Origin of the sequence: Priestia sp. YIM B13489, from assembly GCF_042787645.1 — a bacterium.
GTDB classification, from domain to species: Bacteria; Bacillota; Bacilli; order Bacillales; family Bacillaceae_H; genus Priestia; species Priestia megaterium.
Genome location: NZ_JBHZOQ010000053.1, coordinates 2,592,984 through 2,617,658, shown reverse-complemented (window position 1 = coordinate 2,617,658; position 24,675 = coordinate 2,592,984). Strand labels below are relative to the sequence as shown.

At 38.5% G+C, this 24,675-nt stretch carries 27 protein-coding genes; 11 read left to right on the top strand and 16 right to left on the bottom strand.

What is annotated here, in order from left to right:
* Positions 1-100: 100 nt before the first annotated feature.
* The 3 genes from ACFX4W_RS19130 to ACFX4W_RS19120 all read right to left on the bottom strand — a co-directional run bounded on the left by ACFX4W_RS19130 (position 101) and on the right by ACFX4W_RS19120 (position 2,303).
* Positions 101-973 (bottom strand): STAS domain-containing protein, encoded by an 873-nt coding sequence (locus ACFX4W_RS19130; protein WP_043982146.1) that lies wholly within the window; start codon positions 971-973, stop codon positions 101-103.
* 263 nt (positions 974-1,236) lie between these two features.
* The gene (locus tag ACFX4W_RS19125; RefSeq protein WP_043982145.1) at positions 1,237-1,929 is read right to left on the bottom strand and encodes an LrgB family protein; all 693 of its coding nucleotides are present in this window, start codon (positions 1,927-1,929) and stop codon (positions 1,237-1,239) included.
* Positions 1,899-2,303 carry a CidA/LrgA family protein gene (locus tag ACFX4W_RS19120; RefSeq protein WP_043982144.1) on the bottom strand — a complete coding sequence of 135 codons (405 nt, stop codon included), beginning with the start codon at positions 2,301-2,303 and terminating at the stop codon, positions 1,899-1,901. Before ACFX4W_RS19120 ends, ACFX4W_RS19125 begins: the two co-directional genes overlap by 31 nt.
* Before the next feature lie 191 nt (positions 2,304-2,494).
* Here ACFX4W_RS19120 and ACFX4W_RS19115 point away from each other — a divergent pair, with 191 nt between their 5' ends.
* Positions 2,495-2,926: a MarR family winged helix-turn-helix transcriptional regulator gene (locus ACFX4W_RS19115; RefSeq protein WP_043982142.1), complete on the top strand. Its 432-nt coding sequence runs from the start codon at positions 2,495-2,497 to the stop codon at positions 2,924-2,926.
* A 105-nt stretch (positions 2,927-3,031) separates the two neighbouring features.
* A complete protein-coding gene (locus ACFX4W_RS19110; RefSeq protein WP_078081757.1) occupies positions 3,032-3,313 on the top strand; it encodes a hypothetical protein in 282 nt (93 codons plus the stop codon).
* A 36-nt stretch (positions 3,314-3,349) separates the two neighbouring features.
* Here ACFX4W_RS19110 and ACFX4W_RS19105 read toward each other — a convergent pair whose 3' ends face one another.
* Complete coding sequence (locus ACFX4W_RS19105) at positions 3,350-3,862, bottom strand: GNAT family N-acetyltransferase (protein ID WP_043982636.1); 513 nt, start codon at positions 3,860-3,862, stop codon at positions 3,350-3,352.
* 190 nt (positions 3,863-4,052) lie between these two features.
* The gene (locus ACFX4W_RS19100; protein ID WP_280560795.1) at positions 4,053-5,477 is read right to left on the bottom strand and encodes a phospholipase D-like domain-containing protein; all 1,425 of its coding nucleotides are present in this window, start codon (positions 5,475-5,477) and stop codon (positions 4,053-4,055) included.
* 171 nt (positions 5,478-5,648) lie between these two features.
* Between ACFX4W_RS19100 and ACFX4W_RS19095 the strand changes: the two genes are divergently transcribed.
* Positions 5,649-5,915, top strand: coding sequence for a hypothetical protein (locus ACFX4W_RS19095; RefSeq protein ID WP_043982140.1), 267 nt, complete (start codon positions 5,649-5,651; stop codon positions 5,913-5,915).
* A 2-nt stretch (positions 5,916-5,917) separates the two neighbouring features.
* Here the strand turns inward: ACFX4W_RS19095 and ACFX4W_RS19090 are convergent, their stop codons facing one another.
* The 3 genes from ACFX4W_RS19090 to ACFX4W_RS19080 form a co-directional block, all read right to left on the bottom strand.
* Positions 5,918-6,517 (bottom strand): DUF3298 and DUF4163 domain-containing protein, encoded by a 600-nt coding sequence (locus tag ACFX4W_RS19090; protein ID WP_043982138.1) that lies wholly within the window; start codon positions 6,515-6,517, stop codon positions 5,918-5,920.
* 362 nt (positions 6,518-6,879) lie between these two features.
* Positions 6,880-7,734, bottom strand: a complete 855-nt coding sequence (folD, locus tag ACFX4W_RS19085) for a bifunctional methylenetetrahydrofolate dehydrogenase/methenyltetrahydrofolate cyclohydrolase FolD (protein WP_016763907.1) — start codon at positions 7,732-7,734, stop codon at positions 6,880-6,882.
* A gap of 248 nt (positions 7,735-7,982) precedes the next feature.
* Entirely contained in the window at positions 7,983-9,383 is a 1,401-nt protein-coding gene (locus ACFX4W_RS19080) for a tannase/feruloyl esterase family alpha/beta hydrolase (RefSeq protein ID WP_043982136.1), read from the bottom strand.
* 201 nt (positions 9,384-9,584) lie between these two features.
* Between ACFX4W_RS19080 and ACFX4W_RS19075 the strand changes: the two genes are divergently transcribed.
* A complete protein-coding gene (locus tag ACFX4W_RS19075; protein ID WP_043982134.1) occupies positions 9,585-10,055 on the top strand; it encodes a staygreen family protein in 471 nt (156 codons plus the stop codon).
* A 52-nt stretch (positions 10,056-10,107) separates the two neighbouring features.
* Positions 10,108-10,587, top strand: a complete 480-nt coding sequence (locus ACFX4W_RS19070; protein WP_016763905.1) for a hypothetical protein — start codon at positions 10,108-10,110, stop codon at positions 10,585-10,587.
* Positions 10,588-10,620: 33 nt separating this feature from the next.
* Here the strand turns inward: ACFX4W_RS19070 and gltD are convergent, their stop codons facing one another.
* Both gltD and gltB read right to left on the bottom strand, forming a co-directional pair.
* Complete coding sequence (gene gltD / locus ACFX4W_RS19065) at positions 10,621-12,102, bottom strand: glutamate synthase small subunit (protein WP_043982133.1); 1,482 nt, start codon at positions 12,100-12,102, stop codon at positions 10,621-10,623.
* Positions 12,103-12,118: 16 nt separating this feature from the next.
* Entirely contained in the window at positions 12,119-16,672 is a 4,554-nt protein-coding gene (gene gltB / locus ACFX4W_RS19060) for a glutamate synthase large subunit (RefSeq protein WP_043982131.1), read from the bottom strand.
* Positions 16,673-16,806: 134 nt separating this feature from the next.
* Here gltB and gltC point away from each other — a divergent pair, with 134 nt between their 5' ends.
* Together gltC and ACFX4W_RS19050 are read left to right on the top strand one after the other, a co-directional pair.
* Positions 16,807-17,709, top strand: a complete 903-nt coding sequence (gene gltC, locus ACFX4W_RS19055) for a glutamate biosynthesis transcriptional regulator GltC (protein ID WP_013056801.1) — start codon at positions 16,807-16,809, stop codon at positions 17,707-17,709.
* Between the two features lie 160 nt (positions 17,710-17,869).
* Complete coding sequence (locus tag ACFX4W_RS19050; RefSeq protein WP_043982129.1) at positions 17,870-18,940, top strand: DUF3900 domain-containing protein; 1,071 nt, start codon at positions 17,870-17,872, stop codon at positions 18,938-18,940.
* A 69-nt stretch (positions 18,941-19,009) separates the two neighbouring features.
* Here ACFX4W_RS19050 and ACFX4W_RS19045 read toward each other — a convergent pair whose 3' ends face one another.
* A complete protein-coding gene (locus ACFX4W_RS19045; protein ID WP_043982127.1) occupies positions 19,010-19,189 on the bottom strand; it encodes an H-type small acid-soluble spore protein in 180 nt (59 codons plus the stop codon).
* Between the two features lie 77 nt (positions 19,190-19,266).
* Complete coding sequence (locus tag ACFX4W_RS19040) at positions 19,267-19,626, bottom strand: hypothetical protein (protein ID WP_043982126.1); 360 nt, start codon at positions 19,624-19,626, stop codon at positions 19,267-19,269.
* 220 nt (positions 19,627-19,846) lie between these two features.
* Between ACFX4W_RS19040 and ACFX4W_RS19035 the strand changes: the two genes are divergently transcribed.
* From ACFX4W_RS19035 to ACFX4W_RS19025, 3 genes are all read left to right on the top strand, one after another.
* Positions 19,847-20,155 (top strand): hypothetical protein, encoded by a 309-nt coding sequence (locus ACFX4W_RS19035; RefSeq protein ID WP_043982124.1) that lies wholly within the window; start codon positions 19,847-19,849, stop codon positions 20,153-20,155.
* Between the two features lie 141 nt (positions 20,156-20,296).
* Positions 20,297-20,443 (top strand): hypothetical protein, encoded by a 147-nt coding sequence (locus ACFX4W_RS19030; protein WP_013056796.1) that lies wholly within the window; start codon positions 20,297-20,299, stop codon positions 20,441-20,443.
* 129 nt (positions 20,444-20,572) lie between these two features.
* On the top strand, positions 20,573-20,785 hold the full coding sequence (locus ACFX4W_RS19025) for a hypothetical protein (protein WP_043982123.1): 213 nt from the start codon (positions 20,573-20,575) through the stop codon (positions 20,783-20,785).
* Between the two features lie 60 nt (positions 20,786-20,845).
* Here the strand turns inward: ACFX4W_RS19025 and ACFX4W_RS19020 are convergent, their stop codons facing one another.
* The 4 genes from ACFX4W_RS19020 to ACFX4W_RS19005 form a co-directional block, all read right to left on the bottom strand.
* Positions 20,846-21,280: a MerR family transcriptional regulator gene (locus ACFX4W_RS19020; RefSeq protein ID WP_013056794.1), complete on the bottom strand. Its 435-nt coding sequence runs from the start codon at positions 21,278-21,280 to the stop codon at positions 20,846-20,848.
* 523 nt (positions 21,281-21,803) lie between these two features.
* Positions 21,804-22,412 carry a methyltransferase gene (locus ACFX4W_RS19015; protein WP_043982122.1) on the bottom strand — a complete coding sequence of 203 codons (609 nt, stop codon included), beginning with the start codon at positions 22,410-22,412 and terminating at the stop codon, positions 21,804-21,806.
* 59 nt (positions 22,413-22,471) lie between these two features.
* The gene (locus tag ACFX4W_RS19010) at positions 22,472-22,648 is read right to left on the bottom strand and encodes a hypothetical protein (RefSeq protein WP_013056791.1); all 177 of its coding nucleotides are present in this window, start codon (positions 22,646-22,648) and stop codon (positions 22,472-22,474) included.
* Positions 22,649-22,743: 95 nt separating this feature from the next.
* The gene (locus tag ACFX4W_RS19005) at positions 22,744-23,358 is read right to left on the bottom strand and encodes a poly-gamma-glutamate hydrolase family protein (RefSeq protein ID WP_230183946.1); all 615 of its coding nucleotides are present in this window, start codon (positions 23,356-23,358) and stop codon (positions 22,744-22,746) included.
* Positions 23,359-23,749: 391 nt separating this feature from the next.
* On the opposite strand from ACFX4W_RS19005, the gene cyoE reads away from it, so the two are divergent.
* On the top strand, positions 23,750-24,667 hold the full coding sequence (gene cyoE / locus ACFX4W_RS19000; RefSeq protein ID WP_013056789.1) for a heme o synthase: 918 nt from the start codon (positions 23,750-23,752) through the stop codon (positions 24,665-24,667).
* The last annotated feature ends 8 nt before the right edge of the window (positions 24,668-24,675 follow it).

Sequence of the window (24,675 nt, the reverse complement as noted above, 5' to 3'; positions counted from 1 at the left end):
ATCCGCTTTTTTACTATGCGCTTACTTTCTATCTGCTGAAATCCATATTTCATACCGACGTTTAGAAGAAGGAATATCTCCATTGCATGTTCATAACCGGTCATTTTATGCGCCGTGATGACACATCCGCGCGGCTATGTTCTTCAGGACGTCTAAACCCAATTTTTAAAAGCGCTGCTTCTAAATTTGCTTCTGTTTTAATTTGATTAAAATCAATTCCCAGTTTCACTACCGTTTGGGCAATTTCCGGTCGTATCCCTGTTATAATAGCTTCCACTCCTACTAATTTGAGAGATCGATGAATTTTGAACAGATTGTCTGCTACCATTGTATCAATAATCACGACACCTGAAATATCCAAAATAAGATAGGATAATTGAAGGCTTGTCCCTTTTTTTAAGCAAGTTTCCATAATAACTTGCGAGCGATGAGTATCAATTTCTCCAATAATCGGCATAATAGCGATACCTTTTGTGACAGGTACGAGCGGAACTGACAGTTCTTCTAGTGACGTGTAAGCTAAATTCATCATGTATCGATTATGCTCATCATAAATTTGACCAAAAACACATGTTACCGTATCTAAAAGCGGATCAATTCGCTCACTGACATGCAGCATGGTAATTGCTGCAAACTGATGCTCCTCTAGTTCTCTTGTAAATACATCCCAAATAACGCTGCGATAGATTGGGAGGATACCGAGTGCTTTTTCTAAAGGAATATTTTTTTCCACTGCATATTTTCCCGTGTCAAGTGCCCATTCTTTAACAAGTTTAAGTACATCCTCTTGTTCTTCAAATAGCGCTCTTCCAAAGTACTCCATAATTGACACTCGCCATTTCAAAATTTTCTTTTCTTTTAATTCCTCTATACTTAGCGTATGCGTAGAATCTAAACGTTCGGCTAATTTTTCTGACAAGCTATATTTATGTTCAAGAATCTTTTTTCCTATATACACGAGCTCCTCTTTCATAAAATATGTTCAGCTCCTCTTTTCTGCTATTTTTACTGCGTATATAACCTTGACTAAGCCTACTTACTCAATCGACAATTGACTAGCCTTCCTAAAAATAACAAAAAAGCGGTTATTTTATGAATTTTCTTTCTTTTTATTATAGTACCAGAGTAAGAGCCGCACAACTGAAAGTTTGCTGCGAATAAAATTCGTCATTTGACATAGAAAACAATCCTCTTTGAACTCAAACAGGATTGTTTTCCGTATTTACTTATCTCACTTTACACTTGGAATAGCCAGACAACAATCGGCCCAAAAACCGAGCCCAGTACAGCGCTTAACGTCATTGATACCGAGCTCATCGATACCGTTAGTTCACCGTATTCAAATGCTTTAGAAGTTCCTAGCGCATGAGAAGCGCTGCCTAGGGCAATTCCTTTTCCTAAAGAACTTTTAATACGAATCCACTTTAAAAGTAAAGGTCCAAGAATTACTCCCGAAAAGCCTGCAATCATAACAAATACCACAGTCATGGATGGCACCCCTCCTAGTCCCGTGGCAATTTGAATTGCAACGGGAGTGGTAATAGACTTAGGAACAATAGATAAAATCAGGCTTCGGTCAATGCCGAATACTTCAGCGAACACAAGTCCGCTAATCATGCCTGCAAATAATCCTACAAACACTCCTCCAATAATAGGAATGCTGTATTTCACTAGCATCTCACGCTGTTTATACAGTGGATACGCTAATGCAACAACCGCTGGCCCCAGAAGTGAATTAATCCATTTGCCTCCAATCATATACTCGTCATAAGAAATATGAAAAGCAAGCAAAAGAAGAATAACGAATACGGTTGTAGTTAACACTGGAATAAGAATTGGGTAGGAGAACCGTACGTATACTTTCGCCATGACTAGATACAGAGCAACTGTAGCTATAATTATAAAGAGCGCGATAAAGAGTTCTTGCACTGTTGTTTCTCCTTTCGTTTGTTCGCTTTCTTTTCTAAAAGTTGACTGGCAGCCCCCGCGGCAGCCATCGTAATGATTGTACTAAGCACAATAATTAAAAACAAAATCGCTCCGCTACTTGAAAGAAGCGAAGGATAATTCATCACTCCCGCCATAGCTGGTATAAATAATAAAGGTAAAAAAGATAACAAGAAACTTGCTCCGTCTTCAATCACCTTGATGGGAACAACTTTGCACGTTAAGCAAATGAGCATTAAAATTAAGCCTATAATACTGCCTGGAATAGGCAGGTGAAGCATGTGGTGAACAGCTTCGCCAATCATAGAAAAGGCATAAAGAATCGCGATTTGTAAAATGATTCGTATCACTTTCATTATAGGTCGCTGTCCTATAGATAAAGAACAGCTGTCCTCCTCTCTTTATTTTGTCATGTTGTCTAACATTTAACTATATAAACATCCTTTACTTTACCTACTTTTACTTGTACTATACAACTATATATACATTTGTATTATACAAGTATATATTTCTTTGTCAATGAATGATTTTGTAAGGAGAGATTATAATGCAAGAAAAAAATTCAATTGAATTGATTGAATATCAACTTACTACCTTTATTAGACGAGCCGTCTATCTTGATAATTCTGAAAATAAAATAGGAAATCTAGAAAGATCAGCTTATTTATTATTGCGGCAATTAGATGAATTTGGACCAGCTCGTGTAAAAGAGCTAGCAGAAGCATTTAAACTCGACATTTCAACTTTGTCTAGACAAGCTGCTGCTTTAGAAAATAAAAAGTTTATTTCCCGCTCTTCTGATCCTTCGGATGGACGCGTCAGCTTATTTGACATCACACCACGTGGAAAACAAATGCTGCAAACTGATAAGCAAATGCGCCTTGAACGCTATCATAGTATGTTAAAAAAATGGTCAAATGAAGAAAAGGAGCTGTTTGGCAAACTACTAATGCGGATGAATGACGCATTTATCGATTAGATAGAAATTCATGAAAATTAGGCTGCTGCTGCAAGGTGTTTGTCCCTGTCTCTTTTCTCTTTTTTACATTTAATGTAAAGAGACTATTGAAAAGGATGTATGATTATGTCTGTTCCGAACAAACGGAAAGCAACGCCCTGCCTCTTCCCTGGCTATAAATGGTGTGGTCCCGGATGCAGTGGTCCCGGATGTCCTGTAAATGATGTAGACTGCTGCTGTAAATACCATGATTTATGCTATGAAGATTATGGATCATGCCGCTCATGTGATGAGCAATTTCTTAACTGTCTTTGCTCCAAAGCAAATCCGTACAGTTTAAAAGGAAGACAGGCATACGCCATGTATACCTATATGCGGCTGAAGTTAGCTTTAAAACAATATGACTAAGCATAAAAGAGGAGAATTGAAGAATTCACCTCTTTCTTATGCCATTTTATCCGTATGAATCCAAAAGCGTTGAACGACAGCTCCGTCCTCTTCTATATAATCCTCGTCTTGTATACCACCGTTTGCCAGAATAGTTCGATGAGAAGCAGTGTTCCAATCATCACACACAACTAATGCCCGTTGAACTCCCAGCTTTTTAATTTCTTGAAGAGATAACTTCAGTAGCAGCTTCGCATATCCTTTTTGTCTTTCGCTTGGCCGAATACCATAACCTATATGTCCTCCGCTGTTTCGCAGTATTTCACTTAGCTCATGGCGGATATTAACTACGCCTATTACTTTTTTGTGATGCATTAGCCAGTAGGTGGAATCGGGTACATATCCTTTTTTTAATCCGATCCCTTTTTCTGCATCTAACAACTCTTGAACCATTTTTTCAAAGTAAGCAGGATCTTTAGCAATTACCCACGGAATCATTTTTTCTCCGCTTGCTTTCCATTCATGATAAAAGCTCATATAAGCCTCTTTATAAGCTGCATCTGGTTTCATTAAAACGGCGGTCTCCACGTGCCTTCCTCCTTTTTGTTTATTATGTTTATACTACCTAGTTTTTCCAATAAATAAAAGAGGATAATTTACGTTATGTGATAAGTTTATTTATTCACTTATTTATAAGATATGTAACAAAAAGCACTCAATGGATATACCATTGAGTGCTTTTTGTTCTACTGCCGATTGTTTAAATAAATTCCTTAAAAAACCTCGTCACTTTTGCAAAGGCGTATAGGAAGGTTCGCTTCATAACAGGTTCTTCTTTCTTTTGGATGTCAGGAGATTTAATCCATCGCTTATGGTTGGCAATAAGGATACTTTTATCCATTTTGTTTTCCATCGCCATCGTCAGCTTTTTTGCAAATTCTTGACTATCGATAATGACCATTGATTCATTATTCAAAAATGTAGAACGGGAATCTAAATTAAAAGAGCCTACGGCGCTCAGTCTTTGATCATAAATCACAGACTTTGCATGGATGGAATAAGGTCCTTGGTATTCGTAAAGCTTTACACCCGTCTTCACAATCGTATCACGCATACTTATATACCCGGAAAAAGCCAACACATTGGGCGTAGATGTAACTGAATTTGTGAGTAGCGTCCATTGAACAGCTGGATTCTTTTTCATTGCTATATACTTTCTCATCGCATTGGTTGGCACCACATAAGGACTTTGAATAAGAACAGAGCGGTTAGCTTCTTCTGCCAGGTTAATAAACGTTTTCCACATAAAAGGCCTTTTATTAAAGCGTTCAATTGGATTATGAATAAAAGAAACACGCTTTGTAGGAACGGTGGAAGCATTCCAATCAATCTTAGGCGTCGCAAACGTTTCTCCTACTTGCTTAGCTTTATCATATTGCTGCAGCAGCAAAGCTTTCATCCTTTTTCCCTGATCGACCTGGTACTGCGTGAGATGATGAAAAGCTTTTTTAGTGTAAGGATGAGCCCATAATTCATTTATATAATTTTGCATTTGAGTGATGACGCTATCTTGTTTATGTTTGCTGTTTGTAATAAAGACATCACGATCATAGACGAAATCTGGAGGAGGCTTTTTAGCCAAATACTTGTCCCCTATATTCCGTCCCCCTATTATGCCTAGCTCTCCGTCTACAATCATTATTTTCTCATGCATACGATTTTGCCACGCCCATGGTTTAAACAATTGAAACGGTTCATAATACTTCACTTCAATATTAGGATGTGAGGCTAATGCGTAGAGCACGCCTCTTCGGTTTCCCCGCAAGCCGTTAGCTATCCCGTCTAAAAGAACGCGAGTATGGACGCCTCGATCAGCTGCTTTAAAAAGAGCGGCCATAATTAAATCAGTTGACTCTCCTTTTCCTATTGAGTAATATGCAATATCAATCGATTTCTCAGCTTCTTGAATCATTTGAATACGAACTCTTCCTGCCTCATAACCATCTTCAAGAAGTCTCACTCGGTCCGTAGACTCCCTGTGACCAAAAAAGCTAGCCGGTTTAATTGAGGCCGTTTCCTCTCCTGTTTTTAAAGGTACATAAAAGAGAACCACCGCCGCTATAACCACGTACAGAATATATAGAGATAAAATAATAAGTAATCCTTTGAATGCTATTTTTATCATCGCAACTCCAGCTTTTTGTCTTTTTCTGTTATCGTTCACAAATAATGATCATTACATACAAGAAACTGCTTCCTTGATTGCTTTGCGCTTTGCCTTTTTGACACATTTATTTTTTCTGATTCACTATTTGTGTAGTATGCTAGTACATATCATAGAAAAAGGATGATGGTGATGGAGGAATATTCTTTTCGTTTTCATATTACAGATTCTTACCCTTTGCAAAATGAAAACGATAAAATAGAAGCTGTTGTACGCACCAAAATCAAGCATGCAGACCGAGGATGCTTGTATGAGGGTTATCTTCGTGTTCATATCACTAAAGTGGGGGTATTTCCTGTAGCAAAAGATATTGCTGAAGCGATTGGCGTTCGTTCGCTTCGTCAGCAGTTAGCGGCCGAATTAAAAAGATACGTACGGCCGCATCGCAATTTTTTATAACTTTATCCAAACATTTGTCCAAGTGGACTTTCATCTTCAATAATATCTTGAATAGCGTAGATAGAAATTGGAAAGTAAGGAATTCCATATGCGTAAGGAGCCAGGTCATACAGCTGATAAAAGAGCACAAGTGACTTATCGGCGATATAAAAATCTTGATCTGGTTTAATTCCTTTATATTCTCCAAGAACCATAATATCACGCTCTTTTATTTGCCCTCCTACTATTTTAGAAAGAATGCTCACGTAATTACTGTCTTTTTTAAATAGATCTTTGAGTTGATACGTTTTTCCAGTCAGCACATTAAACGTTAATGGAACGACAATGGTCAATCCATGCGCTCCCCCGGAATAAGCAAAATTGACAAGTGTTAAGCTGAGCACATTTCGCTCGTTTGTTTTCAACTCATAATAACCCGTTTCTTCTGTATCCGGATTTTCTCCATATCCCTGCTGACGAATTAATTCATTCGTGCGCTGCAAAATTTTACTGTTCATGCTGTGCTGAACAGCTTGATTAGTCAAATGCACAACTGGATAGTAAACGTTTAACTTTTTCTTCACCATTTGTTGAGAATATACGGTTGCAGGCAACGTAACCATCGCTTCCTCCTCTTTGTATACAGGTTGTTACATTCTATTCTATTAGCCTCCATTCCATTACTGAAGCAAAAAAAGATTCAGACATAACGAAATCAATCCAACCTAAAGACGAATAAAATAGATAAATTATCCATTATTGTCACTTGTAACACCGCTATTGATTTCCGCGCAAGATTTCGCTTTCTGCGGAAGTCTTCGCCTTGCCCTCCAATCACCAGCTAGAAGCACCTCCATACATGAAACCTGTGTTGACTTTATCAATGAAAAAATCCGAACGAGTTTGATTCTCAATCAAGAATCAAACTCGTTCGGATCTTCATTCAACGAAAATACCTTTGTCTCAGCCTCTTTTTTACTTCTTATTATTTTACGTTGTTAATTGTTTTAGCAGCGTCTACCGTATTTTTCAATAACATTGTGATGGTCATCGGACCAACTCCGCCTGGTACTGGTGTGATATAACCTGCAACTTCTAAAGCCGCTTCGTAATCAACATCACCAACGAGTTTACCATTTTCCATTGTGTTACCTACATCAATTACAATGGCACCCGGCTTAATATCATCTGCTTTGATAAGTCTAGGTTGTCCTACAGCTGACACAAGAATATCAGCTTGTTTTGTTAAAGCAGATAAATCTTTTGTGCGAGAGTGAGCAATTGTTACCGTTGCACTTTCTTGAAGTAACAGCATGGATACTGGTTTACCAACAATATTGCTTCGTCCAATTACTACCGCATGCTTACCTGAAATTTCTTCACCTGAACGTTTAATTAACTCAACGATACCGTGTGGTGTACATGGTAAATAGCACTCATCGCCAATAACCATATTCCCTACGCTTACCGGGTGGAAGCCATCTACATCTTTTTTAGGAGATACAGCATTTAATACTGCTTTTTCATCAATATGTTTTGGTAATGGAAGTTGAATAAGAATACCATGAACAGATGGATTTCCATTCAAGTGATGGATTTCGTTTAAAAGCTCTTCTTCAGTAATCGATACGTCACGTTTGATAATTTCAGATGCAACACCGATTTCTTCACAAGCCTTTGCTTTTGCTTTTACATATGATTGAGAAGCAGGATTTTCTCCTACTAAAATCACGGTTAAACCAGGAACGATACCTTTTGTTTTTAATTGAGCTACCTCTTCTTTTAATGCGGCGCGCAGTTCTTGCGCTACTTCTTTTCCTTTAATTACTTTCGCTGTCATGATGTTTTTTGCTCCTTTCAACTGTAGCCATTTAATAAATGTACGAATTATAGTTATTAATCTAACACAAAAGTTCGGTTTTGTTCAATGTTTTTATTATTTTTATTTTAAATAGATGAAAATAAATAACAAATAACGTATATTCCGTTCTTATCGTACTATAATATTTTGTATTCACCAAAGGTGTTTTTATTCAAACATTGCTTTTCCAAATTAAAAACCGCACCTTTGGCACGGTTTTGAACGATTTATTTTTCTGTTGATATGCTTTTCTTTGTAGTCAACGGCAGCACGTCTTCCTCTGTTTTTAGATCCTTTACATGCATTTCCTTGAGAGGCGCACTTATTTTCTTATTTTTCGGAGGTTCTTCAAAATTCTCCACCCAATCACATAGCAGTTCAAATCCTTGATACACATAAGGCAGGAGAGGCTGAAGCTTTCGATCTGGGTCAATTTGATGATTCCATACTAAGCTATCAATGTGGTTGCCATTTTCAATTACATAGTGACGATGAAGGTGCTGCTTACCAGAATCTTTTACCAGTTGTTCATAAGGAAAAGCATGAATATCCGGAAAAATAAGAGCATCTAACGACCCTGTAATGCTTATCAACGGAACGGAAATATCACCTGTATTTTCAATTTCACGAACTCTTTGTTTTACATCTTGCGGTCTTTCTTGATAATCATACTTTTCAAAAATAGAATCTAATGAACGATCTCTAACTCCGTTTTCAAAAAGAGTCAAGTATTTTTGCCATGGAATGCTTCGAGGTGCTTGACTGTCAAACTCATCTCTATATATATTAAGCGTTAAAAACCAATAATACTGATCATGATATGGCCATAAAAACTCAGATCCTTTTGGCAACCCTGCTTGATACAAACGGTGCAAAGCTTCTTTTTGCGATTCACCTACGGTGTACAGTGCTTCTTCGGCATGATTTACAACAGGGGTTAAGGAAGTAATCAAGTTATCGTGATCAGCTCGCCACATAACCCCTTCCCATTCAACGCCTCCATTAAAAAGCTGAGGCTCCCCATTTTTCCCATCGTTTTCTAAAGCATAGCGAACAACATAACCCCCATTAGAAATACCTAACGCATACGTTTTTATATCAAAATATTCCGTCACTTCTTTTTGAAGTTTGTGACGATAATTTTCAAACAAAAATCTCTGAGCTAGTTTTGTTACTTCTCGGTATTGAATATGCCATTTTCTAATGGAGTCTTCTTCTTTGACTAGAGCGTTCTTTGCTTTAGCAAATGGATCATCTCTCACTTCTTCTCCCTGAGTTCCTTTATCAGAAGCAGCAAACGCAAACCCTTTTGCCAACACATAGTCACTGAATAGTAAATCCGTTGATTTCTCATCTCGGGTAGCTGGGACTCCTGACATAACTAACTTTCCATTCCAATCATCAGGAATTCGAATGAGAAATTTACCACCATCAACTTCACCTTCTACTTGAACGCCCGTTATTTCTTCAGGCTGATACATGTAATACCATCCATTTTTTTCTTCTTTTGTTCCCCAATAGATAGGAGCCAGCCCAATGTTCCCATAGGCAGTCGCTGCTTGAAATTGAAGAGGATTTTTAGTCGTTAGCCAGTTTCCATACTTACCGTCAAACGTTGTGATATTCAAGTGATAACCTCCATTCACATTTGCTTTTGAAGACACTCTTGGGGACTGTACACGCATAATTCCAGCTAAATATTACCATCCTTTTCTCAAAAAGTACATCAAAACGCCTTTCTTACAGAAAGAAAGTAGACATTTATCACAATTGAGCCTATAGCGCCGTATAATATTGAAATTTATTCAAAAAAAGGAGTGTCAATGACTATGAGTTCGTTTAATCCTTCAAAACTTTCTACGACTCTTATTCCCCCTGCTACTTCCTCCTATCCGGTTTCCGGAAGAAAATATACTCTTACTCATTCTGATACAACCGGTCAGCTTTTTTTAAGCATCGGATGCTCATATAACAACAAGGCGATAGATAAAAATACGCGTGATGAAGTAATAGCTGCGCTTCACGTAACAGACCGACAAGCAGTTATTCAAGGCGAAGTTTTTGTTAGCGGAGGCGAGTTCAGCCGCGAGCAAGCGCAGCTTCGTTATCAGATTTTCCGCCGTGAACTCCCCCTTGCTTTAGAAGCAATGTTTTACGGAGACCAAGCGTTTTTTCAACATTATCCCGACTTGCTAAATACACCAATTTACATTTATTTTATATCGACTTATCAAGAATTTAGAGGGTGGTCCTATTATCAAACTCCTAAATTTTATTTAAAACAAACATGCAGCAGCTAGCACGCTCGTGCATAAACTAATGGGAAATGAACGAGGAAGGTGTGAATGTTTCATGTACAGTCAATGGGTTTACCCCTATATGCCGCGCTATTACCATCCAGTGGTTCCTACTACGAATGAAAATTATTTAGAACCTTATAGATACAATGAAGACTTATTTTCTTATATCCTGCATGAAGAAGAGGAAGTTAGATCTACACGCGATGTAGACAGAGTGATGAAAATTTTAAAACGACAGTATCAGTCCATCTACAGAGATGCTCAAAGAGGCGGGATGGATAGCAAACTAACAGAATACTTATTTCGTTCCATTGTAAGATTTGTTGATGATAACTATAACAATTACAGCGGATCTATTAACGAACGCGTTGAAAAAGCCGCGCGACAGTTAAAAAAACGTGACCCCTGGATATTTGAACTTTTTAACTTATACAGCGTTTCCCCCGCTTCACAAGTTCGAATTACCAACACGATTTTAACCGTTTCATTTGAGAATTTACGTAGAGGAAATGAAGTGCCAAATCCTAGATAAACAAAAAACCGCCACAATTGTGACGGTTTTTTGTTATGGTAATACAGTTGCTCCCATTAGATGGCTATCAACTTGTTTAGCTACTTCACGACCTTCATGAATAGCCCATACGATTAAACTTTGCCCACGACGAGCGTCACCAGCAGCAAAAACACCTTCAACATTTGTTTTGTAATTTCCATACGCTGCATCTACGCGACGATTTTTCGTTTCAACACCAAACGCTGATAGAACCGGATGCTCTGGACCTTCAAACCCAATCGCGATAAAGACAAGCTGAGCTGGCCATACTTTTTCTGTTCCTGGAATTTCGGTAAAGATGTACTGTCCATTTCCACCTTTTACTTTTTCCATTTGAACCGTATGAAGTTCCTTTAGATTGCCTTGCTCATCTGCCACGATTTTTTTCGTTTGAATTGAATATTCACGTGGATCGTCCCCAAACTTCGCCTGTGCTTCTTCATAAGCATATTCAAGATTAAATACATGCGGATATTCAGGCCACATATTATCTGCCGTACGCTCAGCAGGAAGTTGAGGATGTTTACCAAACTGAACAACGCTGCGGCATTTTTGACGAAGAGCAGTAGCTACACAGTCAGCTCCAGTGTCTCCGCCTCCAATAACAATAACGTCTTTTCCTTCAGCATCAATAAATTGACCATCTTTGAAGTTAGAGTCTAAAAGGCTTTTTGTTGAAGTTGTTAAGTAGTCCATTGCAAAGTGAACTCCTTTTGCTTCACGACCTTCTAATACTAGATCTCTTTGCTTCTGAGCCCCTGTACACAAAATTACAGCATCATATTGTTCTTTTAACTCTTCAGCAGTAATGTCTTTTCCAACTTCCGTATTCGTTACAAAATCAATACCTTCTTGCGTCAATAAGCGAACACGTCTTTCCACTACTTCTTTATCTAGCTTCATATTCGGGATTCCATATGTTAATAAACCGCCAGCACGATCTGCTCTTTCATATACCGTTACTGAATGACCCGCTTGGTTCAGCTGATCTGCGCTTGCTAAGCCTGCTGGTCCAGAGCCAATAACAGCAATTTTTTTGCCTGTTCTCTTCTCCGGAATACGCGGAGTAATCCACCCATTCTCAAAGCCTTTATCAATAATAGCGCGTTCGATATTCTTAATCGAAACGGCTGGATCTGAAATAGCAAGCGTACAGGAACCTTCACACGGAGCAGGACAAACTCGTCCTGTAAACTCCGGGAAGTTGTTCGTTTTCATTAAACGCTCTAAAGCTTCTTTCCAGCGTCCTTTATAAACTAAATCATTCCACTCTGGAATTAAGTTATAGATTGGACATCCAGAAGTAAAAGCATTAATATCCATTCCCATGTGGCAAAAAGGTGTGCCACAATCCATACATCGTGCCCCTTGACGGCTTAGCGCTTCATCAGATAAAGGAGCAGCATACTCTTTCCAATCACCTAAACGTTTTAACGGGTCACGTTCCTTCCCTTTTTCACGTTTGATTTCCATAAATCCTGTTGGTTTTCCCATCGTACTCTCCCCTTTCTTACTGAGCTACCGCTTCTTGTTGTTTTGCCGATGCTTTCTTTTCTTGTTTTGCATTTTCCTCAAACGCACTCATAGCTGCTTCTTCTTCCGTTAGTCCAGCTGCTTTTTGCTCTTCAATGCGATTCATCATGCGTTTATAATCATTCGGAATCACTTTTACAAATTTTGAAAGTGATTGTTCCCAATTTTCCAAGACAAATGCTGCTTTATGACTGTTCGTATATTTCAGATGATTTGAAACCATCTCTTTTACTTCTTCTGCTTCTTCGCCTTTTAAGCCCTCAAACCCAATCATGTCTTTATTGCAAAGGTTTTTGAATGCTTCTTGATCATCGGCAAATACGTAAGCAATACCGCCTGACATTCCTGCACCAAAGTTTTTACCTACATCGCCTAATACGACAACGCGTCCGCCAGTCATATATTCACAGCCATGATCGCCAATTCCTTCAACCACTACGTTCACACCGCTGTTACGAACTGCAAAACGTTCCCCTGCTAGCCCGCTAACATAAGCTTCACCGCTTGTTGCACCGTAAAATGCAACGTTCCCAACGATAACATTCTCGCCTGACACAGCTGTTGTTTCCTTAGGTGGAGCAACAATGATTTTACCTCCTGATAAACCTTTTCCGATATAATCATTTGCATCTCCAGTTAGATACATAGACATTCCTTTTGGAACAAACGCACCAAAACTTTGTCCTGCTGAGCCAGTGAATCGAAGAGTAATCGTATCTTCTGGCAGACCTTTCTCACCGTAACGTTTTGTAACTTCACTTCCCACAATTGTTCCAGCTACACGGTTAATATTAGAAATTGGAAGTTCTAACTCGACTTGATACTTATGCTCGATTGCTTGCTGTACCGCAGGCAAAATCTTTTGCATATCAAGAGATTCGTCAATTTTATGATTTTGAGGTGTTTTAAAGGTACGTACACCTTCAGCTTGATATAAAAGAGTTGTTAAGTCTAAGTGCTGAGCCTTCCAGTGATTTTTTGCACGTTCGCTAACGCTTAATACGTCTGTACGTCCAACCATTTCATCCACTGTTTTAAATCCAAGTTCAGCCATAATTTCGCGCACTTCTTGTGCAACAAATTTCATATAGTTAACGATGTGGTCCGCTTCTCCCAGGAACTTTTTACGAAGCTCTGGATTTTGCGTCGCCACTCCAACTGGGCATGTATCTAAGTGACACGCACGCATCATGATACAGCCTAAAACAATTAAAGGCGCCGTAGCAAAACCAAACTCTTCTGCTCCTAGAAGTGCTGCCATGACTACATCTTTACCCGTCATTAATTTCCCGTCTGTTTCAAGCACTACTTTTTCACGAAGACCGTTTAACATAAGTGTTTGATGGGCTTCTGCTAAGCCAAGTTCCCACGGTAGTCCAGTATGTTTAATACTTGTTTTTGGAGATGCTCCCGTACCTCCGTCGTAACCGCTAATGACAATAACATCCGCTACTCCTTTTGCTACTCCGGCAGCAATCGTTCCTACACCTGCTTTTGAAACGAGCTTGACGCTGATTCGTGCATCACGGTTTATATTTTTCAAGTCATGAATAAGCTGCGCTAAATCTTCAATCGAATAAATATCGTGGTGTGGAGGAGGTGAAATTAAGCCTACTCCTGGCGTTGATCCACGCACATCTGCCACCCATGGATATACTTTGTTTCCTGGAAGCTGACCGCCTTCTCCAGGTTTTGCACCTTGTGCCATTTTAATTTGAAGCTCATCTGCATTCACAAGGTAGTGACTTTTCACCCCAAAACGCCCAGAAGCGATTTGTTTAATCGCACTGCGGCGATTATCTCCATTCTCATCCAGAGTGTAGCGGCTAGGATGCTCGCCGCCTTCTCCACTGTTGCTGCGTGCTCCTAAACGGTTCATCGCAATCGCTAATGTTTCATGAGCTTCTTGACTTAAAGATCCAAACGACATAGCACCTGATTTAAAACGTTTTACAATCGAATCAACTGATTCCACTTCATCAATGGAGATAGATGAACGCGATCCATTAAACGAGAACAGATTGCGCAAGAAACCGATGCGTTCTTCATTAGCCGATTCAGAGAATTTTTTAAATAAGCTGTAATCTCCCTTACGGCAAGCCCACTGCAGCGTGTGAATTGTTTTTGGATTAAACGCATGATGCTCGCCCGTGTGTCTCCACTGGAAGTCACTTCCTGATTCTAACGTTTGCTCAATTGTTTCAACATAAGCATTGTCATGACGCGTTTTTGCTTCTTTTGCAATAACATCTAAACCGATACCGCCAAGCTGCGAGGCAGTACCTGTAAAATATTGCTCGATAACCTCTGCACTGATTCCAACCGCTTCAAAAATTTGTGCGCCCCGATAACTTTGCACCGTTGAAATACCCATTTTAGACATTACTTTTACGACACCTTCAGTAACGGCTTTTACATATTTCTCAACAGCATAATCATACGATACGTTCAACGTACCTGCGTTAATTTCATTTTGATATGTTGCAAAAGTAAGATATGGATTAATTGCGTCTGCGCCGTAACCAATCAGCGCTGCAAAATGGTGCACTTCACGCGCTTCTCCCGTTTCCACTACAATGCTCGCCTTTGTACGGTTTCCTTTTCGCACTAGGTGCTGGTGCAGCCCGCTGACAGCTAATAAAGCTGGAATAGCTACGGATTGAGCTCCCGCTTCACGGTCTGTCAGAACAAGGATGCTAGCACCTGCGTTAATTGCCGCTTCAGCTTCAGCAAATACGCGATCAAGATCTGCTTTTAAATCATTTGTAAATACAGCAGATATAACGGCACTTTTGAAATCCGGATGAATGGCAGACTTCAGCTGATCAGTTTGATCGTTTGTTAAAACCGGCGTCTCAAGCTGAATTCGATGAATGTTTTCTTTGGTTGGATGCAGTAAATTCCCTTCTGCACCGAGCAATGTCATTGTCGATGTAACCAACTGTTCACGAATAGCATCAATCGGTGGATTCGTTACTTGAGCAAATAGCTGCTTAAAGTAATTGAACAGCGATTGAGGAAGATCAGACAACACGGCTAATGGAGTATCGTTACCCATTGAACCAAGCGGATCTTTTCCTTCTGTAATAACTGGAACTAAATATTTATGAATATCTTCATACGTGTAGCCAAATGACTTCTGGCGAATGACCAAATCATCGAAGTATTCAGATTTTTCTTCCTGCACTTCTGGCAACGTTACCAGCTGTTCATCTAACCACTCTTGATAAGGCTCAGCCTGTGCCATTTCAGATTTAATTTCTTCGTCTGAAATAATTCGGCCCTCCTCTAAATCGATTAGAAGCATTTTACCTGGGCTTAAACGATCTTTATATAATACATTTTCATCTTCAACATCAATGACGCCTACTTCTGATGAAAGTATGATGTAATCATCTTTTGTAACATAGTAGCGAGCTGGACGTAGACCGTTACGGTCTAAAATAGCACCGATTTGCTTTCCATCCGTAAACGAAATAGCAGTCGGACCATCCCATGGCTCCATTAATGCGCTATGATACTCATAGAAAGCACGTTTTTCTTTTGACATGTGCGGATTCTCAGACCAAGGCTCTGGAATAAGCATCATCGCTGCATGCGCTGGCTTACGGCCGGCCAATACAAAGAACTCTAGCGCATTATCTAACATGGATGAGTCGCTTCCTTCAGCATCTAAAATCGGAAGAACCTTCGGTAAATCCTTACCAAATGCGTCCGAAACAAACTGTTGTTCACGTGCTCTCATCCAGTTTTGATTACCGCGAAGCGTATTGATTTCACCGTTATGAATTAAATAACGGTTTGGATGTGCTCTTTCCCAGCTTGGGAACGTGTTTGTGCTAAAGCGAGAATGCACTAAAGCGAACGCTGAAGTAAAATCTTCATCTTGTAGGTCAAGATAAAAAGCATCAACTTGCTCAGGCGTTAATAACCCTTTGTACACAATTGTTCTACTTGAAAGACTCGTAAAATAAAAACGGTTTTGACGCGCTTGCGCCCAATTTTCCGCTTGCTTACGAATAACATATAGCTTGCGTTCAAACGCTAAGTCATCTTGAATACTGTCATTTGCCCCAATAAATACTTGTCGTACGTACGGACAGCTTTCTTTTGCAACTTTTCCGATTTTTCCGACATTTACAGGTACAGTTCTCCAACCTAGTAACGTTTGTCCCTCTTCTTCAATTAATTTATTAATATAAGCTTCGATTTCTCGACGCTCGTCTTCGTTATTTGAGAAAAAGATCATTCCAACTCCATAACGACCTTTTTCTGGCAAGTTCAATTCAACGCATGTCTTTTTAAAGAACGCGTGTGGAATTTGTACCATTAATCCAGCTCCATCTCCTGTTAGCGGATCACTTCCCTGTCCGCCGCGATGGTCAAGCTGGCAAAGCATATTTAGTCCTTTTTTAACGATATCATGTGACGCTACGCCTTTCAATTGAGCGTATAGTCCGATTCCACATGCATCGTGCTCAAATTCAGGACGGTAGAGACCTTGAGCTTTTGGCATTTGATTGTATGTCATCTTCTTCTCCCCCGTTCGTTTTCTTTATCTTTTTAAGATCACCTGTTTACATTGTAAGTTTTCAAATCAATATAAACAATATATAATTTAGATAAAACTAATCTAATTTTGATATATATAGATGGAGGATGCCTATGGAACTGCGTCAATTACGCTATTTTATGGAAGTTGCAAAAAGAGAACACGTATCTGAGGCGGCAGAATATCTGCATGTAGCTCAATCAGCGATCAGCCGTCAAATCGCGAACCTGGAGTCTGAGCTAGGTGTTAGTTTATTCAAACGCGAAGGAAGAAATGTCAAGTTAACAGCAATAGGAAAAGTCTTTCTTGAGCATACGGAAACGGCTATGAAAGCTATTGACTATGCAAAAGAACAAATTGATGAATACCTGGATCCCGAAAGAGGAACGATTAAAATCGGATTTCCCACAAGCCTTGCTAGTCACCTTCTTCCTACTATTATATCAGCCTTTAAAGAAGAACACCCAAATGTTGCTTTTCATCTTAGACAAGGTTCGTATAAATTTTTAATTGAATCGGTTAAAAAAAGAGATATTAATATTGCTTTTTTAGGTCCTGTACCTGTAGAGGACCAGAGTATAGAAGGCCATATTCTATTCACTGAAAATCTTTTAGCCCTTGTTCCTTCTCATCATCCGCTCGCTGAACGGGATAACATTCGGCTACGGGATTTAAGAAATGAAGATTTTGTGCTATTTCCAAAAGGATTCATTTTACATAAAATGGCCTTCGACGCTTGCAAACAAGCAGGATTCATGCCCAATATTTCATCTGAAGGAGAAGATTTAGATGCGATTAAAGGTCTTGTATCCGCAGGAATCGGCGTCACGCTTCTTCCTGAAAGCACAGTGTCTGAAACGACTCCTCGTTTTACGACTAAACTCCCTATTCATACGCCGCAGCTTCAGCGTACAGTCGGGATGATTATTCCTCGAAATCGTGATTTAGCACCTTCTGATAAAATTTTTTATAAGTTTGTCAAAACCTTTTTTGAACGGCTGGAGCAGTATAAATAAGAGAGGCCCCCTGCCTCTCTTATTCTTTGCTTTATACACTATTCCTCAGCTGATCAATTGTATAAATAGCTCTTCTTCCCCTAAATCTAACAGGCATTGACGCTTACCGGACTCTTTCTTATACTGAAGTAACTGACTAAAAAGAAACAAGGTGACTGCTATGGATTTTAAAATTAATTTTTTATCATTTTACGTAATACAAGTAGAAGGAAAAGAAGAACAGGCTTCTAAACAATATAAGCATTTTCAAACGCTTGATACAGAAGAATATGACGAAAGTTCCATTAAAGATTTTTTAGACGGTGAATTTAAAAAAATTGTAAAACGCAAAGTAGAGCGACACCCCAAAGCAGAACAAGTGCCTACAAAGCTCGGGTATTTTATAGTTGAACCAGGGCACGCTCTCGACTCAAACCCTAATTATAATTTATTTCACCGCACTCGTTTTGCCACAACCAAAGAAGAATTTGAAGAAAATAGCGAACAGTTTATCAATGCATACCTTGATACTGCAGCCGTTCGAGGAGGAGCATTTTTAGTTGTATCTGCTGTTCCAAGAAAATATTTTGATCATGCTTTTGTGTTTATTTTAAAATGTGACTTCGAACCAAAAGTGGCTTCAATTTCAGATGAATCAACCCTTATTCGTCACGTAGAAATGGCGATTACTACTAAAAACATGAAATCTATTCAATACCCCTACATGCCTGAAGAAGGCATGGTCGAAGAAAGTGAACTCGTTATACACCAAGCGTCTCATGCCCGGTACTTTGAAGACTTCTTGAAATTTATTGACTACAACGAACCGATGCCTGAGATTATGAAAACACAAGTGATGGATATGGTGCGTGAACACGTCAGCGAAACGTTTGAAGCAGAAAGCGTAGAGCTTGAACAATTTGAGTCCGACATGGAACTGTGGGCAACAAGTGAAAAGCGTGAGCTTCAAGAACGTTTAGATACGCATCAAGTCATGGAAGCTGCTGCTCATATCGTCGAGCATACGCCTGATGCCGAGCTTAAAATGAAGCTTGGCGAAACAGAGATTAAAGGACTGTTAGCTGATTTCGGGGAAAATATTCACTTAGCGAAAGTGAACGGACGCTACGTGGCGGTAATTGAAGCAGAATCGATTCTGTTTGAAAAAGGCGCGTCTCCGATTGAGTTTCATAAGCCAGGTGATTTGCACGGGATTATTGAAAAAATCAGCAGTAAGAAATGGGAAGAATAAATAAAAGCTAGAGAGCTATGTAGCTCTCTAGCTTTTATTTAACTGAAAAACCAGCTCTATTTATCCACCTTAATTCTCTACTAATTGGCTCACGGAAACATTTTGTTCATTTTCCGGCTGACCTAGCGGATAAATTCTTACCATATCATTTTCTTCGCTTACATGTTGAATATAAACGGCCGTATCGTTATACGTAACGTTAGCCATAACGGGTGAATCAGCAATTTGTTTTGCTCGCTGCTTGTCCACGTTTCTTCCCCCCTCTATGCTGATATACATATAAGGTTTGCTCAAAGAATAGATGCTATTCGCCCCCTAGAGCAGTTCTACCGTTTTTTAGCGGTGCGGTAGCCAAGGTAAAAAACGAAAGAAGTATAGGTCATGAATGCAGCTGCAGCCAGCAAGAGCATTTTGTGATGATGCCAAAGGGCCGCATATGTTTTGATGAAGATTCCCTTTGTAAGTAAAATATATTGATACACAATAAAAGCAACCACTAAAGCAAGAAACAGCACTCGAAACAAACGAATGAAATCAATGTTAGATAAAATGGAAGCAGCTTTTACCCAGGGCGATGTAGGAGGCTCCGCTTTTTTAGTGCTTCGGCTCTTCGACTTTTGTTTCTTTGCAGGCGGAGCTTTTGATTCTTCTATTTTAGGTGCTGGTTTTTGTTTTCCTTGAGCCATCGGTCACTTTCCCTCTTTCTTAAATAAAGTGTCTAAAAAAGAAGCTTTTCTATTTTGCATATTCAAGAAAGGACCGGCTATCTCCTTTTGACTTTTAAAAATACTTTCCTTTTTTAAATACAGAATGTCTTTAGGTATGTGCCTATAGCATTTTTCTTATCTTCGCATACGTTATATCGTGTTTGATTTGAAATTACTATTTAAAAGGAGCGGTGCCCTAATGAACCCTTATTATTTCAACCCTGGATACAGTCCTCAGCAAGTTGATTACTCAGTTCAACAATACTATCCCCCTTACGTACCACAGCATGAAGAATACGATGAAAGACAGCAGCTTCAAAATCTTGGAGGATTTGAACGAAGAATTCGTGCCCTTGAGAGACAAAATGAGGAGCAAGTCAGAGAAATTACTCGTTTAAATCGCGTTGTGGAGCGACATACTGATCGTATAAACAGATTAAATCAGCGCTTACGCAATGTAGAAAGAAGACTTAACATTCCATTTACAGCAAGCCAGGACGGATTTTAAACTAACCTTAAGCATTCCCGTTTCTTTTGAGCGAGAATGCTTTTTTACATGTCTTCTGTCATTTTTGATAGCACACAGGATATTTGATTAAACTTTACATAAAATAAAATTTGACTATGAAAAAGAAAAGGAGAAAATCACATGAAATCCCCTGTTGTTATTTGTCCTAACTGTCATTCTCAAAAAGAGCTTGCTACCGTTTTAACTGCTCAGTCCAATCAAAACGTTATCTATACATGCTCAGCTTGCGGCTATAAGCTGACAAACATTAAAACAAGCAAAGGATAATCAGTATCTCTCACCTCACTTAGTACCTATACTCAATACGTTCTTCTGTCCATATACAAAAATTAACGTTTACGTAAATGTTATTATTTTTGTATACTGATAGTATTATGGGAAAGGGAGTTGAAGAAGTTGAAGTTTAAAATGAAGGAACGCGGGCAGCTGCATTTGAGTCCGGAAGGAAAACAATTAATTTTAGACTTGTACGAATCAAATATGATGGAATCTGTAAATGAAGCTTTGGATGCTGAAACAAGAAGCTTTCACAATGGAAAAGCCGATGGAATACAGGCTATTTTACTTCTTTTAGGGGTACAGCTAGAAGAAAACACTTCACAATCATAAATGAATGCCCTATAAAAACCGTAAAAGCAGACGCACTCTTCTGGTGAATGCGCCTGCTTTTTATGATTCTTCCTGCTCAAATTTTACAATTGCAGTCTTAGCACGATCTCTCAATGACAGAAGGTCAGACTCTACTTTTAAGATATTTTTCTTTTTCTGTTCAATCAGTTTGAGCTGCTCTTCTACCGTATGTAACACTTGCTCTAACTTTTCTTTTTGTTGACTTGTTCCTTTCACTTGCCTATAATCCATCTTTTGTATTTCAAGAGTATCACTTAAAGCAAGAAATTCCTGTAATTCTTGAAGTGAAAAACCCATGACTTCTTTGGCATTCGTAATTTTCTTTAAAAATTCTACATGTTCTTCAGTGTACAGACGAAATCCACCTTCACTTCTTGGAGGTGCTGGCATCAGTCCAATTTGTTCATAATAACGAATCGTACGTTTTGTTAAACCGCTTTGCTTCGCTACATCATCTATTTTTAGTTCACTCATTTTTAAATCCCCTTTAATCAATTCACAATGTCAACTTTTCATACTTGTTACTATTATACACTAACGCTAGATATCTCAAAACAAATCTGAACAGCTGTGCACTTATTTAAAAATAAATAAGCAATTTCTTTACCCTTTTTTAGAGTAAAAAAATTGCTTATACAGTATATGCTGGATTCTTTTCTCTAAAACCTTATCATAAGTGCCGTTTTTGTTAATTTACGATTTAGCATACAAATTAATAAATTTGTTTTTGAGAGTTCTTATTTCTATCCACTAAATGTTTATTAACTTGTATGTAGCCTTCTCTTTCTGTACTAGCCCCGCCTGCGCTGAGTACACCGATAGCCACGCATGCTATCCAACCTAACTTCATTATAACAGAAAGCGCTTACATAATAAAGTGTTATGCTTTAATTTCTAAAAAGTTATAAATACAATCAGCAGGTCTTTTTCCACCTCCTGCTGATTTGTTAAATAGAACCGGCAAGATCCAGCATTATCAAACAGTAAATAGATCGTCTTAATAAGCTACTTTATAAATCAAAAACCGTTCATATGGGTTTTTACGATCCAACTCTGGCAGCATTACCTCTTCTTTTAAAATGAAAGAAGGATGTTTTTCGAGGTGATGAAGATAATCCTCCGAACTATAATATAAAATCAAATCAATCTCGCGTTTATTCTCTTCCCACGAAAGCAAAATATTGTTCACTACTTGGATAAAGATTTGAACTGAAAAAGGATTAAAAAAATAAAAGCAGTTGTCTAATGGATGAATCTTATATTCCTGGGCTAAACAACACTGAAAATGAATAGGATGTTTGCGGCCCTTGGCTTTTTTCAAATAGCGCCTCTGGTTATCTATGGCCTGCTCATAAAAGTGTTCATTCATTTCTATCCCCACGGCGGTGGCATTGCACAGGTAGTTCACATAAAAATTCAGCCTTCCTTTTCCACATCCGAAGTCGACAATTCTATCGCTGCTTGTTAGCTCATACTGAGTGAAAAGTGTTTCTAATGCACTATAAGGCGTGGGTTCATAACGATGGTAATGAAATGAATCATTAAATCCCTTTTGTTCTCCCGTTGTTTTTATATTTAATAAAGCGTCATAATATTGCTCGTTCATGGCCAATCTCCTGTTTATAGTTGTTGAAAAAGAGAAAGAAGGACAGATGCCCTTCTTTCTCACTCTACTTTCACACGCATTTCTGATATTTTAAGACCAATCTCTTCGATTAACTGCACAGCTTCCGCTCGCTTTTGATCATCTAGTGTGCTGATTCCCCGTACGTCTACGCTTTTTAAATATCGATAAGAGGCTTTAAGACGTTCTAAGGTATCTTCTTGGTCAAATGTTTTCATGATTATCTCCTCCAGTATATGTAGTTACTATATGTATACCACAAACATGTCCGTAATAAATCTAACCTGTTTAATAAATACTAAACGTATCTGATTTATCTAAGAGGAAATGCACTTCTAATAGCTGATATATACTCAAAAAATTCTTGGGTTTTCGAATTTTTACGTTCATTTCTCGTGTTAGTTGCAAAAAAAGCTTCTCTTTGCGCTTTACTTATCTCAATTTGCACACCCATCCGCCTAGCTGTTTTATTGGTTATATTTCTAGGGCTTGTACCGGAAAAAGGGTCTTGATCTGATAAAATTTCTGTACTAAAACCTTTGGAAACAAGCGCTTCATACACTTTGGATCTTAATGCCTTGTCAGCACCGCCGATTTTAGTGTGTTTTTCACTTTTATCATTGTATCCATGAAAAGATACGGCATAGTCTTCTTTCGATATAATAGTTAGCGCATGAGGTTCATCAAAATGAGTGGATGTGATATGAAGATCGGCATTTCCTGCTTTCTTTAACCCTTCAAATATATAGTACGAGTATTCGTTTCCTGCTAGCCCAACAGCAAGTTCGGATGTTCCAGTTTCGATACCTCCGCCGTGTATCGCAAGCATAATAATGTTAGAAGGTCTGATTTCGAATTGAATTTTGTAGTCTTGATTGTATACTTCATGAGAGGCAAGTTCAGAGAAGCTAGCATATTTATCTGGCATCATATATCCTCCTTGTGAATAAGACATAGTAAACAAACTTATTAGTTCTTTCTTTAATGTACCACATCTTTTCTTTCATCACATACTATGTGATTGCAATTACCAATAAATATGGTACGATTAAGTTCGAGTTTCTTGCTCGTTAAAAGTTCACCAGATAGTCAAAATTTTCATTTTTAAGCATTCCATTTTTATCTTATAATAAAGGATGTACTTATTTTTAATTGGTAATTCAACATTATTCTTTGTTTTTTTAAAAAGTTCAAGGAATGTTAACAAATTTTACGAGCAACCTTGATGTAATTACGATATTTTTTTGTTAAAATAGTTTAGTTGATTAATAAAGATTAGGTTTATTCATGTAGGAATAAGCTCAAAAAGGAGAATTGCTGTGAAAAATACCGAAGTTATCACAAAGGAATCACTTCCTATCAATCAGTATTTTTCCCGGGAAGTAATCAGTGCTATTATAAAAACTGGGATTATTAAATCGAACTCACTAGGAATGGTTGCTGGGCTTTGTCTCGCAATTGCTGTTAATGACTTAAGCTTTGTGACACAAATTCCTATCATTATTTTGGCTTTAATTGGGACATCCTTTGTCGTAGGAGGAGCTGGGGCAGTTAATAACTTCTATGACCGTGATATTGATGCGATCATGAAACGTACGAAAGACAGACCCACGGTAACAGGAGCGGTCAACCCTAAATTTGCTCTATGGTTAGGACTGGCTTTATTTGTTATCGGTGTAGGCATTTTATTTTTAGTTTCTAACATGGCCGCCATTATGGGTATTTTAGGATTTTTCTTTTATGTAGTGCCTTACACTATGCTCACAAAACGTACAACTATCTATAATACCGAAGTTGGAAGTATTTCTGGAGCTATGCCTCCAATCATTGGCTGGGCCGCTATTTCACCAGACTTATTTCATCCGGTAGCCATTGGATTGTTTGTATTTATGTTTTTATGGCAGCCTCCTCACTTCTACGCTATTGCCATTAGAAGACTTGAGGAATATAAAGCCGCAGGTGTACCAATGCTTCCTGTAGTAAAAGGGATCCGTCGTTCCAAAGTCCAAACGCTTGTATACCTAGTTATTTTGCTAGCGGCATCTTTCTTATTTTTATCGTTTAGTAAAATTATCGCATTTACAATGTTTGGTTTAACACTAGTGTGGATGCTTCTTGGGATTGTTGGATTTAAAAAATTAGAAGATACAAAATGGGCTACTTTAATGTTTGTGTTCTCATTGAACCATCTTACGATTATTTTTGCCCTTATGATTATACTGTCATTTTTTAAATAATAAACGTT

Excerpts from the sequence above, each read along its gene's own strand:
- ACFX4W_RS19130 (WP_043982146.1), bottom strand. The coding sequence starts at position 973 with ATGAAAGAGGAGCTCGTGTATATAGGAAAAAAGATTCTTGAACATAAA.
- ACFX4W_RS19120 (WP_043982144.1), bottom strand. The coding sequence starts at position 2,303 with ATGAAAGTGATACGAATCATTTTACAAATCGCGATTCTTTATGCCTTT.
- ACFX4W_RS19115 (WP_043982142.1), top strand. The coding sequence starts at position 2,495 with ATGCAAGAAAAAAATTCAATTGAATTGATTGAATATCAACTTACTACC.
- ACFX4W_RS19110 (WP_078081757.1), top strand. The coding sequence starts at position 3,032 with ATGTCTGTTCCGAACAAACGGAAAGCAACGCCCTGCCTCTTCCCTGGC.
- ACFX4W_RS19105 (WP_043982636.1), bottom strand. The coding sequence starts at position 3,862 with ATGAAACCAGATGCAGCTTATAAAGAGGCTTATATGAGCTTTTATCAT.
- ACFX4W_RS19100 (WP_280560795.1), bottom strand. The coding sequence starts at position 5,477 with ATGATAAAAATAGCATTCAAAGGATTACTTATTATTTTATCTCTATAT.
- ACFX4W_RS19095 (WP_043982140.1), top strand. The coding sequence starts at position 5,649 with ATGGAGGAATATTCTTTTCGTTTTCATATTACAGATTCTTACCCTTTG.
- ACFX4W_RS19090 (WP_043982138.1), bottom strand. The coding sequence starts at position 6,517 with ATGGTTACGTTGCCTGCAACCGTATATTCTCAACAAATGGTGAAGAAA.
- folD (WP_016763907.1), bottom strand. The coding sequence starts at position 7,734 with ATGACAGCGAAAGTAATTAAAGGAAAAGAAGTAGCGCAAGAACTGCGC.
- ACFX4W_RS19075 (WP_043982134.1), top strand. The coding sequence starts at position 9,585 with ATGAGTTCGTTTAATCCTTCAAAACTTTCTACGACTCTTATTCCCCCT.
- ACFX4W_RS19070 (WP_016763905.1), top strand. The coding sequence starts at position 10,108 with ATGTACAGTCAATGGGTTTACCCCTATATGCCGCGCTATTACCATCCA.
- gltD (WP_043982133.1), bottom strand. The coding sequence starts at position 12,102 with ATGGGAAAACCAACAGGATTTATGGAAATCAAACGTGAAAAAGGGAAG.
- gltB (WP_043982131.1), bottom strand. The coding sequence starts at position 16,672 with ATGACATACAATCAAATGCCAAAAGCTCAAGGTCTCTACCGTCCTGAA.
- gltC (WP_013056801.1), top strand. The coding sequence starts at position 16,807 with ATGGAACTGCGTCAATTACGCTATTTTATGGAAGTTGCAAAAAGAGAA.
- ACFX4W_RS19050 (WP_043982129.1), top strand. The coding sequence starts at position 17,870 with ATGGATTTTAAAATTAATTTTTTATCATTTTACGTAATACAAGTAGAA.
- ACFX4W_RS19040 (WP_043982126.1), bottom strand. The coding sequence starts at position 19,626 with ATGGCTCAAGGAAAACAAAAACCAGCACCTAAAATAGAAGAATCAAAA.
- ACFX4W_RS19035 (WP_043982124.1), top strand. The coding sequence starts at position 19,847 with ATGAACCCTTATTATTTCAACCCTGGATACAGTCCTCAGCAAGTTGAT.
- ACFX4W_RS19030 (WP_013056796.1), top strand. The coding sequence starts at position 20,297 with ATGAAATCCCCTGTTGTTATTTGTCCTAACTGTCATTCTCAAAAAGAG.
- ACFX4W_RS19020 (WP_013056794.1), bottom strand. The coding sequence starts at position 21,280 with ATGAGTGAACTAAAAATAGATGATGTAGCGAAGCAAAGCGGTTTAACA.
- ACFX4W_RS19015 (WP_043982122.1), bottom strand. The coding sequence starts at position 22,412 with ATGAACGAGCAATATTATGACGCTTTATTAAATATAAAAACAACGGGA.
- ACFX4W_RS19010 (WP_013056791.1), bottom strand. The coding sequence starts at position 22,648 with ATGAAAACATTTGACCAAGAAGATACCTTAGAACGTCTTAAAGCCTCT.
- ACFX4W_RS19005 (WP_230183946.1), bottom strand. The coding sequence starts at position 23,358 with ATGCCAGATAAATATGCTAGCTTCTCTGAACTTGCCTCTCATGAAGTA.